Annotated in this window: 13 protein-coding genes and 1 riboswitch; of the genes, 3 read left to right on the plus strand and 10 right to left on the minus strand. The window is 38.5% G+C overall.

The window, feature by feature from the left end; translation table 11 throughout:
* Nucleotides 1-148: 148 nt before the first annotated feature.
* Nucleotides 149-706 (minus strand): choline uptake/conversion transcriptional regulator CudC, encoded by a 558-nt coding sequence (cudC, locus tag MF646_RS09010; RefSeq protein WP_250096158.1) that lies wholly within the window; start codon nt 704-706, stop codon nt 149-151.
* Between the two features lie 286 nt (nt 707-992).
* On the opposite strand from cudC, the gene betB reads away from it, so the two are divergent.
* From betB to ymzB, 3 genes are all read left to right on the plus strand, one after another.
* On the plus strand, nt 993-2,450 hold the full coding sequence (gene betB, locus MF646_RS09015; RefSeq protein ID WP_250096186.1) for a betaine-aldehyde dehydrogenase: 1,458 nt from the start codon (nt 993-995) through the stop codon (nt 2,448-2,450).
* Nucleotides 2,451-2,884: 434 nt separating this feature from the next.
* Nucleotides 2,885-4,093 carry an iron-containing alcohol dehydrogenase gene (locus MF646_RS09020; protein ID WP_250096159.1) on the plus strand — a complete coding sequence of 403 codons (1,209 nt, stop codon included), beginning with the start codon at nt 2,885-2,887 and terminating at the stop codon, nt 4,091-4,093.
* Nucleotides 4,094-4,264: 171 nt separating this feature from the next.
* Nucleotides 4,265-4,621, plus strand: a complete 357-nt coding sequence (gene ymzB, locus MF646_RS09025; RefSeq protein WP_250096160.1) for a protein YmzB — start codon at nt 4,265-4,267, stop codon at nt 4,619-4,621.
* A gap of 218 nt (nt 4,622-4,839) precedes the next feature.
* On the opposite strand, the gene MF646_RS09030 is transcribed toward ymzB, so the two are convergent.
* From MF646_RS09030 to mtaB, 9 genes are all read right to left on the minus strand, one after another.
* Nucleotides 4,840-6,048, minus strand: coding sequence for a redoxin domain-containing protein (locus tag MF646_RS09030; RefSeq protein WP_250096161.1), 1,209 nt, complete (start codon nt 6,046-6,048; stop codon nt 4,840-4,842).
* 123 nt (nt 6,049-6,171) lie between these two features.
* Complete coding sequence (gene deoC, locus MF646_RS09035; protein ID WP_250096162.1) at nt 6,172-6,846, minus strand: deoxyribose-phosphate aldolase; 675 nt, start codon at nt 6,844-6,846, stop codon at nt 6,172-6,174.
* 147 nt (nt 6,847-6,993) lie between these two features.
* Nucleotides 6,994-7,770: a 3-oxoacyl-ACP reductase gene (locus MF646_RS09040; protein ID WP_250096163.1), complete on the minus strand. Its 777-nt coding sequence runs from the start codon at nt 7,768-7,770 to the stop codon at nt 6,994-6,996.
* An 8-nt stretch (nt 7,771-7,778) separates the two neighbouring features.
* Entirely contained in the window at nt 7,779-8,825 is a 1,047-nt protein-coding gene (locus MF646_RS09045) for an ABC transporter substrate-binding protein (RefSeq protein WP_250096164.1), read from the minus strand.
* Nucleotides 8,822-9,589 (minus strand): ABC transporter permease, encoded by a 768-nt coding sequence (locus MF646_RS09050; RefSeq protein WP_250096165.1) that lies wholly within the window; start codon nt 9,587-9,589, stop codon nt 8,822-8,824. The genes MF646_RS09045 and MF646_RS09050 overlap by 4 nt, the downstream gene beginning before the upstream one ends.
* A 2-nt stretch (nt 9,590-9,591) precedes the next feature.
* Nucleotides 9,592-10,350 (minus strand): ABC transporter ATP-binding protein, encoded by a 759-nt coding sequence (locus tag MF646_RS09055; protein ID WP_250096166.1) that lies wholly within the window; start codon nt 10,348-10,350, stop codon nt 9,592-9,594.
* A gap of 14 nt (nt 10,351-10,364) precedes the next feature.
* The gene (locus MF646_RS09060; protein ID WP_250096167.1) at nt 10,365-11,840 is read right to left on the minus strand and encodes an acyl-CoA reductase; all 1,476 of its coding nucleotides are present in this window, start codon (nt 11,838-11,840) and stop codon (nt 10,365-10,367) included.
* On the minus strand, nt 11,837-12,955 hold the full coding sequence (locus tag MF646_RS09065) for a LuxE/PaaK family acyltransferase (protein ID WP_250096168.1): 1,119 nt from the start codon (nt 12,953-12,955) through the stop codon (nt 11,837-11,839). The genes MF646_RS09060 and MF646_RS09065 overlap by 4 nt, the downstream gene beginning before the upstream one ends.
* 89 nt (nt 12,956-13,044) lie before the next feature.
* A riboswitch (TPP riboswitch) is annotated at nt 13,045-13,149 on the minus strand.
* A 136-nt stretch (nt 13,150-13,285) separates the two neighbouring features.
* Nucleotides 13,286-14,635 (minus strand): tRNA (N(6)-L-threonylcarbamoyladenosine(37)-C(2))-methylthiotransferase MtaB, encoded by a 1,350-nt coding sequence (gene mtaB, locus MF646_RS09070; protein ID WP_250096169.1) that lies wholly within the window; start codon nt 14,633-14,635, stop codon nt 13,286-13,288.
* Nucleotides 14,636-14,637 lie beyond the last annotated feature (2 nt).

Raw genomic sequence — 14,637 nt, forward strand, 5'->3', positions numbered from 1 at the left:
TCTTGCCCGGTGCCCCAAACCTTTTGTTCAGGACAAAAGTTATTATGATCTAGATCCCTTTTGAATATTTAGAAAGGGGCATTCCAAAATTAGGAGTTAACATAAAGACGTGTGACGATCAGATCCATTAAAGAAATTCTAAACAAAACTATTCTTTTTTTTCATTAGGTACAGGAAAAGTCTTGAATATTTCCCCATTTCTTATCCCCTCAACAAGGGATAATAACCAATTGTAATAAGGTTTAGATTTCTCTAAAAGGTGATAAATATCTTCTGCTTCTTGTTTACATGAATCTGAAACATCGGTAGAATTGAGGATTTTTGAAAGAACTTTTTGTGACTGATCAATAGCTACTAAGTTTAAGTTTACTTCTCTTTCCCATTTTTTCGTGAAAAATTTATTAAAAAATTGGAAGAAATCCTTTTCTGCTACATAAGTATGCTTTCGATTTCCACGTTGAAACGTTTTTTTTACGATATCATACTCTTGTAACTTCTTTACTCCCGTACTCATACTCGGTTTACTCATACCTAGTTCCTCACGCATAGCATCAAGTGTCATGTTATCCTCAAAGTACATTGTTCCGTAAAGAATTCCTACACTTCTAGTTACTCCATATAAATCCATTGTTTCAGCTAGAGAATCAATCACTAAATCCTTTGCTTTATTTATAGTAGCAATAGCTTCTTCATCCTTTTTACTCACATTCCCACCTCCTCCAAATTAAGTATATTAATTTTATTTCTTATTAATTTAATGTTACTTAAATATTAAAATATGTCAAAAAGAAATCCTAGAATAATTTCTTGGGAGTAAGCAAATCAATGATTACACCAAGGATTCCCTTACAATTGATTTTTATTTAAAAAAATTTCCTTTTGACAGCTTTTCATGACGATGTTAAATTAAAATTATTCAAAACGTTAAATTTTTTCTTAACTAATTTAACAAATTTAATGAATTGGAGGCGATATACGTGACAATCAAACGTATGTATATTGATGGCCAATGGATTGAATCTCATACTGGCAATACTCGAGACATTATTAATCCATTTAATCAGGAAGTTATTGCAACTGTGACAGAAGGTGATAAAAAAGATTCACAATTAGCTATCCAAGCTGCCCGAACAGCTTTTGATAAAGGAGAATGGTCAACAACACCTGCTAACGAGCGAGGGGAGATTGTTCAAAAAATTGCTGAGCTCATTCGCCGAGATAAAGAAGAATTAGCTAGGCTAGAATCATTAGATACAGGGAAAACAATCATCGAAAGCCATGCAGATATGGATGACATTGCAAATGTATTCCAATATTTTGCTGGACTTGCTGATAAAAATGGTGGAGAAGTCATTCAAGCGCCAATTCCTGATTCCGAAAGCCGTGTAGTACGTGAGCCAATTGGTGTTTGTGGCCAAATTAGTCCATGGAACTACCCACTACTACAAGCGTCATGGAAATTAGCTCCTGCACTAGCAACTGGAAACACACTAATTGCAAAACCAAGTGAAATTACACCACTTACTACAATTAAAGTGTTCGAATTAATGGAGGAAGCTGGTGTTCCAAAAGGTGTTGCAAACCTTGTACTCGGACCAGGCAACACTGTAGGTGCTGAGTTATCTACTAGTCTGGATGTAGATTTAATTTCTTTCACAGGCGGAATTGAAACAGGAAAAAAAATTATGCAGGCTGCTAGTGGGAATGTAAAGAAGATCGCCCTTGAATTAGGTGGAAAGAATCCAAATATCGTCTTTGCTGATGCTGATTTTGATACAGCTGTTGACCAAGCATTAAATGCTGTCTTTTTCCATGCAGGTCAAGTATGTTCTGCTGGGTCTCGCTTATTAGTAGAAGATAGTATTCACGATCGTTTTGTAGAAGCGGTCATCGAACAAGCGGGTAGGATTAAATTAGGAAATGGGTTTGTAGAAGGTACTCAAAGTGGACCACTCATTTCAGCCCAACACCGCGATAAAGTAGAAAGTTATGTAGAAATTGGTAAACAAGAAGGAGCAGAACTTGTTCTTGGCGGAAAACGTCCGGATGATCCTGAGTTACAAGACGGCTTTTTCTATGAACCTACTATTTTTGTAAACTGTACGTCTGACATGAGAATTGTACAAGAAGAGGTATTCGGACCGGTCTTGACAATTGAGAAATTCTCGACTACTGAAGAAGTCATTGAAAAAGCGAATGACACAATTTACGGCTTAGCAGGTGCTGTATGGTCAACTGACATTGAAAAAGCAGAAACAGTAGCATCAAAATTACGTATGGGGACAGTTTGGATTAACGATTTCCACCCATACTTTGCACAAGCTCCTTGGGGTGGATTCAAGCAATCAGGCTTTGGCCGTGAATTAGGCCACATGGGACTAGAGGAATATACAGAAGTAAAACACATCTTCCGCAACAAAAAACCACAACCAACCGGATGGTTTGTGTAAACATAAAAGGTCGGTTTTTGACCTTTTATGTTTACACAGGGGTGCGCGGAGCCGCTGCTTTCTTTTGAGTCATTAAGAGTGCTCTTCTCCTAATGACGTGCAGCATGCCGAGCCACCCCCACTTTCCAAAGTCGGTTTTTGACCTTTTATGTTTACACAGGGGTGCGCGGAGCCGCTGCTTTCTTTTGAGTCATTAGGAGTGCTCTTCTCCTAATGACGTGCAGCGTGCCGAGCCACCCCCACTTTCCAAAGTCGGTTTTTGACCTTTTATGTTTACACAGGGGTGCGCGGAGCCGCTGCTTTGTTTTGAGTCATTAGGAGTGCTCTTCTCCTAATGACGTGCAGCGTGCGGAGCCACCCCCACTTTCCAAAGTCGGTTTTTGACCTTTTTGGTTTACACTTAAACAATCTATTAATTCTAGGAGGAATATATAATGAGCTTAAACATGAAAGTAGAACACATGATGAAATTCCACACTTTTGAGGTTCCAACTGCAATCAAACACGGAATCGGTTCGATTAAACATGTTGGTGATGAAGTAAAGAATCTTGGTGTATCAAAAGCCTTGCTTGTAACTGACCCTGGAATTTACAATGCAGGAGTTGCAAATCCAGTTGTCGAAAGCCTTCAAGCGGCTGGCATTGAAGTTGTATTGTTCGATAAAGTCGTTCCAAATCCACCAGTACGTTTAGTAAATGAAGGTTCAGCAGTCTATAAAGCAGAGGGTTGCGACGGACTTGTAGCTGTAGGTGGAGGAAGCTCTATGGATACTGCAAAGGCCATTGGTGTTGAAGCTACACATGAAGGATCTGTTCTTGATTATGAAGCAGCTGAAGGGAAAAAGCCGCTTGAAAATAGAATTCCTCCATTAACTACAATTCCTACAACCGCAGGAACTGGTTCAGAAGTTACTCAGTGGGCTGTAATTACAGATGAAGAGCGTGAATTTAAGTTTAATACAGGTGGACCTTTAATTGCTGCTCATCTAACAATTTTAGATCCTGAACTACATGTTTCTATGCCTCCACATGTAACAGCTATGACTGGTGTAGATGCTCTAGCACATGCAATTGAGTGTTACACAATGAAATTTGCACAACCTGTAACAGATGCAGTAGCATTACTTGCTATGGAATACGTTGCTAAATACATCCGACGTGCGTATGCTGATGGCACAGATTTAGAAGCGCGTTACGGAATGGCTCAAGCTGCTATGCTAGCTGGACTTTCTTATGGAAGTGAATCAGCTGGTGCCGCTCATGCAATGAGTCAAACGCTTGGTGGAATCATCCCCATTGCACACGGTCAAGCAGTAGCTGCGATGATGGGACCAGTAATGGAGTACAACTGGAAAGGTGCACCTGAGCGTTTTGCACGTGTTGCGAAAGCTGTAGGTATTAACACACACAACATGTCAACAGAAGAAGCTGCAAAAGCAGGTGTAAACTGGGTGTATGAACTAGTTGAAGATTTAGATATCCCAACGCTCAAAGAGCAAGGTGTTTCTCCTGATATGACTGAACATCTCGCTAAAGAAGCCATGAATGATCCACAAACATTTGGTAACCCTCGTGACCTTAGCGAGAAAGATTACATTTGGATCTACAACCGTTGCTTTAACAAAGTTCCTAAAACCCTTTAATCTTATACAAACAAATTATTATCAACTCCCCCGTTAAACAAGAGAAGCCACTTAGCCGAATGCTAAGTGGCTTCTTATCTGCATGAAAATTTATATGGTTTTCATCACTATAAAAAGAATGAAGAATTTATAACAAGGGAAAAGTACGAATACACACCAAGGAGGTTGATTATGGCTCAACAGTTACATGAATTATCAGAGTGGTTCGAATCGCATAAAGGAGAGACATTGCTCATTCGAAAGAACGAGTTATCTACGGGTTTGCAGCAGATTTTTGATATTGATCAAGTCACTTTGCAACTTGATCATATTTCTGTTGTAAAAAACGATTCAAATATTGATGATTATATTCCGAGTCAGGAACTTGTTCTACATGGTGAAGGAAGCATTAAAAGTGCAGAAGGAATGAAAGACCTACCACAAAACGCTTATGAAATACCCCTTTTTGGCAGAATAGTTACTACAAAAGAAGCTAACGGATTAAAACTAGAAACCGAAAAAGCATTATATGAAATTTACCCTAATTAAAGAGGCAGTATAAAAGGTCCGTTCTTTGACCTTTTATACTGCCTCGAAGCAATGAGCGGAGTCGCTACATCTTTTTAAAGCCTTAAGGGAGTGGTTTTCTCCTCTTAAGGCGCGTAGCGAACGGAGCCATTGCCACTTCTGTTCCGGATTTTTAGGATAGCCCCATTGCAATCCTTTAAAAAGGTCCGTTCTTTGACCTTTTATACTGCCTCGAAGATTCATGAATCATTGGTTGCTTGAAGCTTCCTAACCATCATCTCTTCATTCATTGCTCCTATATGAATGTCGGTTATGATGCCATTCTTATCAATAAATAATGAAGTTGGCATCGGTCCAATTTGATAAAGAGAAGCTATTTTACCATGTTCATCTAATAGGACAGGAAATGTTAAATGGAGATTCGATACAAATTCCTTCACATGGTCACGAGAACCCTCTGTATTCGTCCCATTTACCGCAAGAAGGACAACATCATAATTTGTGTGAAATTTCTCCATATCGGGCATTTCTGCTCTACAAGGAGGACACCACGTTGCCCAAAAGTTAATCATAACTCTTTGTCCTTTAAAGTCAGAAAGCGAGATCTCTTTTCCCTCAAGCGAATGCAGTACAAACTCTGGAGCTGTTTGCCCAACTGCAATCTGTAACGTTTCTTTACTTCCCTGCTTCAACATTGCTTCATCTAAAAAACCCAATGAACCCCATCCATTTATGCCGATAAGCAGGAATAGGGTGAACAAACCCTTTTTTGTATTTCTATTTATAGTCCCTTCACTTGGACGGATTTTTTTTGAACTTACTAAACCGATAAAGCATATTAGAAAATAAAACCAACTAGGAACAGCAGCATCAAACATTCTTACTTGCAAGATGAGAGATAGCATACCATTTAAGAGTCCATAAAGAATTGCTAATCGAATGACAATCAGCTGAGCACTGACACTTTTTTGCTGCTGGAAATAAAACAGGAACAATAAAATAAGGTTAACGATTGTTTGATAAAAACTAACTGGATTCCCATCTGATCTGAAAGGATAAAACGAAAAATAGATAGTTTCAAGAACGAGATAAGTAACTAAAATCGGAAGAAAAACAGTATCTCTCCTTATATGTTCTTTCCTCGTTTTCCAAAAGACATAAATAGCAATTACTCCCCAAGCGATCAGCCATTCATTTGTTCCACTTGGCATAGCAAGTACAGCGATAGGGTCAACAATAGCAATCATCGGATACACAAATAGGGAAGACAGCTGATAAGCAAGAAAAAAATAAACAATACTATTCCAATACACTTCCTTCGCTACTTGAGGTCGTTTTGGATCTTTTACTAATTGACTAGATAAAAGAAATCCAACTACAAACAGGAATGCTAACACTAGCCAAGCTTGCTTAATAATAAGTGGACCAACTGTCCAAATGCCATCCATCGAATTTCACCTACCTTCTCTAATAGGTTTAATCATTTGCTAGCACTTGTCAAGTGGCTTCCAAAGGCATAACAAGAGGCCAAACCCAACCGATTTGGCCCCAAGTTGTAAGATGACTTATACTTAATAATCAGTATTTGCTTGCTCTCCATTTACAATAGACACACCTGCACTAGCACCAATACGAGTAGCTCCTGCTTCAACCATTGCTTTTGCACCGGCAAGGTCACGAACGCCACCTGAAGCTTTTACACCAATATCTGGTCCAACAGTTTTTCTCATTAATGCAATGTCTTCTACCGTTGCACCACCAGTTGAAAAGCCAGTTGATGTTTTCACATAATCTGTCCCAGCCTTTACCGCTAGCTCACATGCACGTACTTTCTCTTCATCAGTTAAGAGACTTGTTTCAATGATAACTTTTGTTAATGCCCTCCCTTTTGCAGCCTCTACCACTGCACGAATATCTCTTTCAACAAGTTCATCATTTTTATCTTTTAGAGCAGCAATATTAATGACCATATCTACCTCTGTTGCTCCATTTTCAATCGCATTTGTTGTTTCAAAAGCTTTTACTTCTGGTGTCGATGCCCCGAGCGGGAACCCAATTACCGTACATACCTTTACGGGTTCTGCTTCGATTAACAATTCTGCAGCAAGTTTTACCCATGTAGGATTGACACATACAGATGCAAACTGGTATTCTTTTGCCTCCCTACATAACGTTTCAATTTGTGCTTTCGTTGTATCTGGCTTTAATGCCGTATGATCAATTAGATTCGCAATTGACTTGCTCAATTGTTAACATCCTCTCTTTACATAAGTTATTTGTCCTTCAACAGCCTAGCATAGAAATACATGAGTGACGAGAAATTTCAACTATGTACGTATTGAATGAAAGAATAAGTCTTTTTATAGTCTCTCATTCCTCGACATTTCACTCATTTATTTCATGACAAAACCTCCATCAACGATCATACATTGGCCTGTAACAAAAGATGACCAGCCACTAGCAAAGAATAATACACTCCCTACAACATCATCTGGCTTAGCAATCCGGTGTAGAGGTGTTTGTCCTTTGATAAGCTCTTTCACTTCCTCTTTTGTCGTTCGACTTGCATCAGTAGGATAGACAAGGCCTGGCGCAACACAATTGACGGTAATTCCAAATGAACCGAGATCGACTGCTAGGTTTTGAGAGTATGCGAGCACTGCCCCTTTAGCTGTATTATAATCATGATAAGGAACGATCGGCCTATAAACTAAATTACTAATCATATTAATAATTCGTCCAGATTTCCTTTCCTTCATAAAAGGGATAACATGCTTACATACATTATATGTCCCTTTTAAGGCTCCATCGATTTGGCGTTGATAGTCTTCCCATTCAAGCTCCCATGCAAGTTTTCTTTTGTCTGGATCAAAGGTGTATGCATGTAATGCATTGTTGACTACAATGTCAATCGAATCAAATTCTGCTATTATGTTGTCAATCATCTCTTTCACATCAGTCTCGCTTGTCACATCTCCTTGTACAGTAAAAGCATCAATATTATACGTATCCATTAGGTGATTAGCGAGTTCCTCAGCCTGCTCTTTGCTCTTCAAGTAGTTAATAATAACCGTAGCTCCTTGTTTTGCAAAGCTTGTTGCAACAGCTGCCCCTATTCCACGACTCGATCCCGTAATAAGGACGATTTTTTGTTCTAATTGTATATCCATTCGATCACCTAATTTAACTGTTCTACTAATTCATTCGTTGTAATTGTTTCGATATTTATTCTTTCGCTTAATAGACCTAACTCATAATAAGTTTCCTCTACTTTTTGTAAAATATCTACATTCAACCAACCCAATCCTTTTTCAGCAATTTCTTCATTAGTTGATGTTTGATTACGGATGTTGATAATTTCAACATTTCTATCAACATCTTGACCATCTATAGCAGCAGTGACAGCAACTTCAGCCGCTTCTTTTGGATGCTCCATCGTATATGCTACACTGTCACGATACACCTGTAAGAAACGAATGAGAGCTTCTTTCCTTTCTTGGAACGTTTCTTCTGTAACAACGAATACATCAGCAGGCGTATTAAGTACATCTTTTACTTCAATGACATCGACTTCTCCTAATTCATTTCGCTGTGCATCAAACAATCCTGTATCGGTTGCTGCTGTTGCTACTACTTGTTTATTCATTAATGGACCAAAATTTAGTACTCCTGTTTCAATAAGGTTCACATCTTCTTCACTCATTCCAGCTTGATGCAGCAGAACAAGCAGATTTTGATACGTTCCGCTGCTTCTACTATATATTCCAATATCTTGCCCACGTAAATCTTCCATGCTCGTTATATTGCTTTCTTTCAGTGATATTAAATTAAAGACATTTTCAGGATAGATGTTATAAATGACTCTTAATTCCTCTCCTTGTTCAAGTGCCAATAAAACTGCTTCCACATTCGCAAAAGCAATATCAGCATTGCCAGCAATGATATTACGAACTGCATCTCCTCCGCCAGCTCCAGGAATGAACTCAAAGTCGATTCCCGCATCTTTAAACCAACCTTGTTCTTCCGCTAAATAAATATTAGCTTGTTCAGTAATCGGTTGGCTCCAAGAAGCCATTCTTATTCTTTCAATTGTTTGTTCTGCAATTTCTTCTTGCAATTCAGTCTCTTCTTCATTTCGTTCTTCTTCCGCTCCACAACCGGCAATACTTATAGTAAGCGTGGCAAAACAAAAGGCAGCACCGATTTTTTTCATAAATTGTTTCATTTCATTTCTCCCCTAGAATAACTATATTTTTTAAAAAAGATAACCTCAACCCAATTGATTACTTGATATAATATAACTCCTTTGACAGTTAGTAATATAAAAACAGAGAACATTAACGTTGTATCGAGCATTCCTTGAGATGCAATTATTAATGCACCTAATCCTTTATTCGCTCCAATAAATTCACTTACGACCGCTCCAACAACACTTAATACGACTGCGACTCGCAATCCAGAGAATATGTAAGGCATAGCGGTTGGAAGTCGAAGCTTTAGTAAAGTTTGACTTCCTGATGCTTTCAATGATCGAAAAAGCGCCAATTTATCTCGACTAACATGAGAAAGTCCTGTCACAGTACTCTCAAATAAAGGAAAGAAACAAACAAGTGCTACAATAACAATTTTAGGTGTATACCCAAAGCCAAACCACAATACTAAAAGAGGTGCTAAAGCTAGTTTTGGCATTGCCTGTGAAGCAATAATGTACGGCTGTAGAATTTCTTGTGTCGTCTTAGATTGCGCCACTAAAAATCCCAGTCCAATCCCAAGAATCGATCCTGCAAAAAATCCACCGAATACCTCTATAGTCGTCGCTAGAATATGTGGATAAAAATATCCACTTTGAAAATGTTGTATTAAGTTGGCACCAATAGCTGTTGGGGCTGGTAGGATGATTTTTGAAATATCTTTTACATGTACCACCACTTCCCAAATGACAAGCATAATAAGAAATAGCAAAAGTGAATAGATTTTTGTCACTTTCATTTTCAATGACCACCTAACCCTTCAATCGAGTTATGCAGGCCTTTCACAATTTCAATAAATGAGGTATCAAACTTTAACTCTTTTGGTCTAGGTCTTGCAAAAGGAACTTGTAATTCTTCGACGACCTGCGCTGGCTGTCTCCCTAACAGAATTACTCGATCCGCCAGATAAACGGCCTCTGTAATATCATGTGTGATGAATACGGTAGTCGTCCTGTACTGCTTTGTCAATTTCATCAATTCTAATTGAAGCTGTTCTTTTGTCATGGCATCTAGTGCTGAAAAAGGCTCGTCCATTAACAGAATTTTAGGCTCCATCATGAAAGCCCTTGCCAAAGTTACTCGAGACATCATTCCACCTGACAATTCATGAGGATATTTGTTTTGATGCCCACCTAAACCAACAGAAGCAAGTACTTCCAACGCCTTATCCACATCCTGTTGATTTGGTTTTCTTTTTAATTCAATTGGCATGAGAACATTCTCTAACACATTCCGCCATTCTAAAAGAACGGGTTTTTGAAACATGTACGTCATTTCATCAAGCGGTTCAAAAATCACCTGCCCTAACACGTTAACCTCACCTTTAGTTGGAACCAACAAGCCGCCAATCATTTGCAAAAGGGTCGTCTTCCCGCTTCCACTTTTCCCAATGATACTAACGAACTCACCCTTTTGAATTTCTAAATTAATATGGTCTAGTATAGGTGCCTGGTCACTGTTAAATTGTAGGGTAATGTCTCGACACGTAATAATTGTCATCTTTGTCACTTCCCTTAATCTCTAAATACATCAAATAGATCCATTTGTTCTTCTAATGTAAATTCTACATCGCAAAATCTGACTAAATCGGCTAAATGAAACCGACCATCATGATGCCAGCCAGGTTCAGGTTGTGGCATAGAGCCTAATGCACAAATTCGATTGACACCATATTCACCTAAAAGGTGAACAATCGAAAAGTAAGATTGAGGAGTGCATCCAACACCAACTGTTTGAACAAATCCCTTTATCTGTCTAAGATAATCCTTCACTTCATACACGTTATCGATTGGAACAACGGTGACAAATCGGTTAAGTGGAGAAAACGGAAACTGTTTATTTTCAATCCATTCACGGTAGACAACAGTCCAGTCAGTCCCATTTTCACTTTTTAGAAGAGTGAGATTAGAATTTTCAAAGCTCTCAAATTCAATCGTTGTCCGTAGTTTGGTGATTGCCTGGTGTTCTTCATCGGTTAATTTGGCACGAGGATGTGTTTCCTGAAAATTATTCATCTCATTGGCTAACATTTGGGCAAAATCTCGCGGTGAATATGCTCCTCCTCGCTCAACAAAAAAAACATGCGGAGAAAGACATCCTTGCTGATCAAACCATGAAGCATCACTAGCTGCAAGCTTTGCTGCTTGCCATGCTTTCGTTGTCTGTAAACACTCTTTCGTTAACAGGCCAAAACTAACTTTATGACCATGCGCATGAAAACTTGTCTGTGCAGGCACTTTCTTCCTAACTGTGTCAATTGTTTCTTTTCCTCCATAAGCAATAACGGCATCCGTTGATTTGAAACTTACCTCTTCTAATGACTGATTTCCACCTTTCCACCATAGAATGGCTAGTGAATCTCCTAACTTTGGATCAATGTCTGCAATTGTTTTAGCAAACAGCACAGGAAATAACGGTTCAGAAGAAGATACTTTTCCAAGTGTTGCTGATTTCAACAAGATACCTGCAGCCAAACTCCAAAGCGGCAAGGCTGGGACATTCCCTGAAAAGATATGAGTGATGACACCAGGACCATATGCTCGATACATCCCTCCTGATTTTTTTGGTCGGAATTCATCCAATACAAGCGGATTTGGAAAATCTTCATCAATCATCCGTTGTAATTTAATTTTGCGAAATTGACGTAAATATCGGCTTAGGAATAAACGAATCATTTCACGATCATAGCCTGTAATGACCGGTAACAGTTCCTCTGCAAGCTTTCTAAATTCATACTCAGGGTCTAGCCACCTTTCAATCGCTTGATCAAACACATCAATTAGATCATTCGTCCGAAGTGTGCTCAAATAGTCCATTTGTTGCTGTTTCAACTTGTCCATGACTGACTCGATTAGAACTGGTGTGATTTGTGGAACCGATAATTCTATTTTTTTGCCATGGTTTTCAAATGTTAACTTTTGAAAAGGAACTGAAGCAATGTCGTTCTCGCATGAGGATGGCACATGATAACAAGTATAGTTTATCGTCATACTAAATCCCCTCTTGATTGTTGAGACGAAGCTATAAATTGTTCAACTGCTAATGAACACCCTTTTGCTTCTGCTCCTTCTGCTCGACCTAACAAATAAAATCCATCGCCTGCACTGACACCTATATCCTCTGTTAAAATGCCCATAACTGAGTTTAAATTCGCTAAATCATAGTGAACGATAATCCCTCTTTCTCCTACGGGTTTCTCCTCCATTCGTTCGATATCCATGACTACTGTTCTAACCCAATGGGGTGCATGCTTCGTTGGGTTGTGATACTCAACCTCGTTATGAAGAAAGTTTCCATCATACATTTGAGAGCTTAATTCTGTCATTCCATACATATTGAGGCAATTTTCTAAAGGTAACGAAAATAGCTTGCTCATCTCTTTTTTAAACTCGTTTGGTTCCATTTCTCGTGATCGTCCTTTGGCTCCACCTGTATCCATTAAGCGACTTTTAGCAGGTAATTCAAAGTTCACATTTCTATTTCGACACTCATCTAAGAAATGAATAAAAGAAAAAGTCGCTCCGATTAATAAAGTCGGTTCTTTATTTTTTTCCGTTTTTTGTAGTTCTTCAATCAGTTTCTCTACTTGAAATTCATCTTTTGAAAAAACATATAGACTATCTTCTGTTCCAAATGTTTGTTTAGCGATATGTAAATAATGTGCCAATGACGAATTTGGCAACACTTCTTCTTCCGGAAAAAGAACAAACATTTTTACCTTTTCAAGATCAGGGATAATTGCTGACTTAAAAAAGGTCTTCATAGATAAATCATAGATGTCTAAATCTCGGTGATAGTTTTTACCTTTTTTTTCAGGATTCGTTGTTCCGCTTGTCATAAATAACGCTTCTGTTTCCTCCAATGGATGACTTGATAACGTTGTTAATTTAAACGCATCAATTGGGACGGGAGGGATCTCTAGAAAGTGTTTGATGTTTCTAGGTGAGACACGACGTTTTCTACAAAATTTTCGATACGTTTGATTGTGGTTATATTGGAACTGAAAAACATTCAGAGCCATTTGATTAAATTGTTCATCGCTGTTAGTAGGTTGATTAATAAATTTTTTAAGTTCTTGTTTTAATGTTTCATATGCAGCTAACAATATCTAACACTCCTCTTCAACATAAACAAAACCGCTTCCTACTTGAAAGCGGTCATCAATCTTCACTATGTTTTCTCAAAAAATAGCTGATTAAATGATGTCCACTTCCCTACGCTATGATTACATAGTTCAGGTTCAAAGGGTTTAAAACAACGCTTTAATCTCAGCCAGCTTAGGCTCCCCTAGTGGTTATAGTTGCTCAATAAATCATATCATTAAATACGTCTTCTCGCTATAGTTGTCCAAACAACAAAAAGCCTCGGGTTACCCTAGAGCACTGAAAAAGTAATGTTCCCTTTTTCAGTGCCTTCAGTTACCCCGAGGTCTTTATTATCCATTCACAACTTGTACTCTCTCATCTTCCTCTAACACGCGTACGAATTCGCCTTCGTTATAAGGATAACCCGCTTTTGTAATTTTTACTTTTACAAGCTTCCCAATCATATCTTCAGTTGCAGGAACTTTTACTTTTAAATAGTTGTCGGTATATCCGATGAATAAACCGCTATTTTTATCTTCCTTATCACGCTCTTCGGGAATTACTTCAAGCACTTCCCCTTCAAAATGCGATGCGTATTCTTTTGCTAGCTGATTAGATAATTCAATTAAGCGGTGAACACGTTCATTTTTAATCTCTTCATCAACTTGATCTTCCATGCGAGCAGCAGGTGTCCCAGTACGCTTTGAATATGGAAACACATGTAGCTCACTAAACCTATGCTTAGCAATAAAATCAAACGTTTCTTGGAACTCCTCTTCTGTTTCTCCAGGAAATCCAACAATGACATCCGAAGTTACAGCAAGTCCTGGTAAAACTTCTTTCAAACGATCTAAACGCTCACCAAAGAATTCCATCGTATACTTACGGCGCATACGTTTTAACACAGTATTTGACCCTGATTGCAATGGAATATGCAGGTGTCGTACAACTTTATTTGAACGGTCAATCACATTAATAACTTCATCTGTTAATTGACTAGCTTCAATCGATGAAATACGGATCCGCTTTAATCCTTCTACTTTTTCTAAGTCTTCAAGTAAACGTGCAAGACTGTAATCTTTCAAGTCTTCCCCATATCCACCAGTATGAATTCCCGTTAAGACAATCTCTTTATAACCAGCATGAACCAACTGTTCAGCTTGTTTAATCACTTCATGTGGATCACGTGATCGCATCAAACCGCGAGCCCATGGAATTATACAAAATGTGCAAAAATTGTTACAGCCTTCTTGGATTTTTAAAGAAGCACGAGTACGATCAGTAAAAGCTGGCACATCAAGCTCTTCGTAAACACGCGACTTCATGATATTTCCTACCCCGTTAATTGGCTCTCGTTCACGTTTGAACTGCTCAATATATTCAAGCATCTTCACACGATCTTGTGTCCCGACAACAATATCGACGCCAGGAATCGCCATAATTTCAGCAGGAGATGTTTGAGCGTAGCACCCTGTTACACAGATAACGGCATCAGGATTTTTACGGATTGCACGACGAATCACTTGTCGGCTTTTTTTATCGCCTGTATTTGTTACTGTACATGTATTTATGACATAAACATCTGAAGTTGCTTCAAAATCAACTTTTTCATAACCTTCATTATGAAACAGCTGCCAAATTGCTTCTGTTTCGTAATGATTTACTTTACAACCTAATGTATGAAAGGCAACAGTAGGCATTA

The organism is Halalkalibacter alkaliphilus, assembly GCF_023555415.1.
In the GTDB taxonomy this organism is placed as follows: domain Bacteria; phylum Bacillota; class Bacilli; order Bacillales; family Bacillaceae_D; genus Halalkalibacter; species Halalkalibacter alkaliphilus.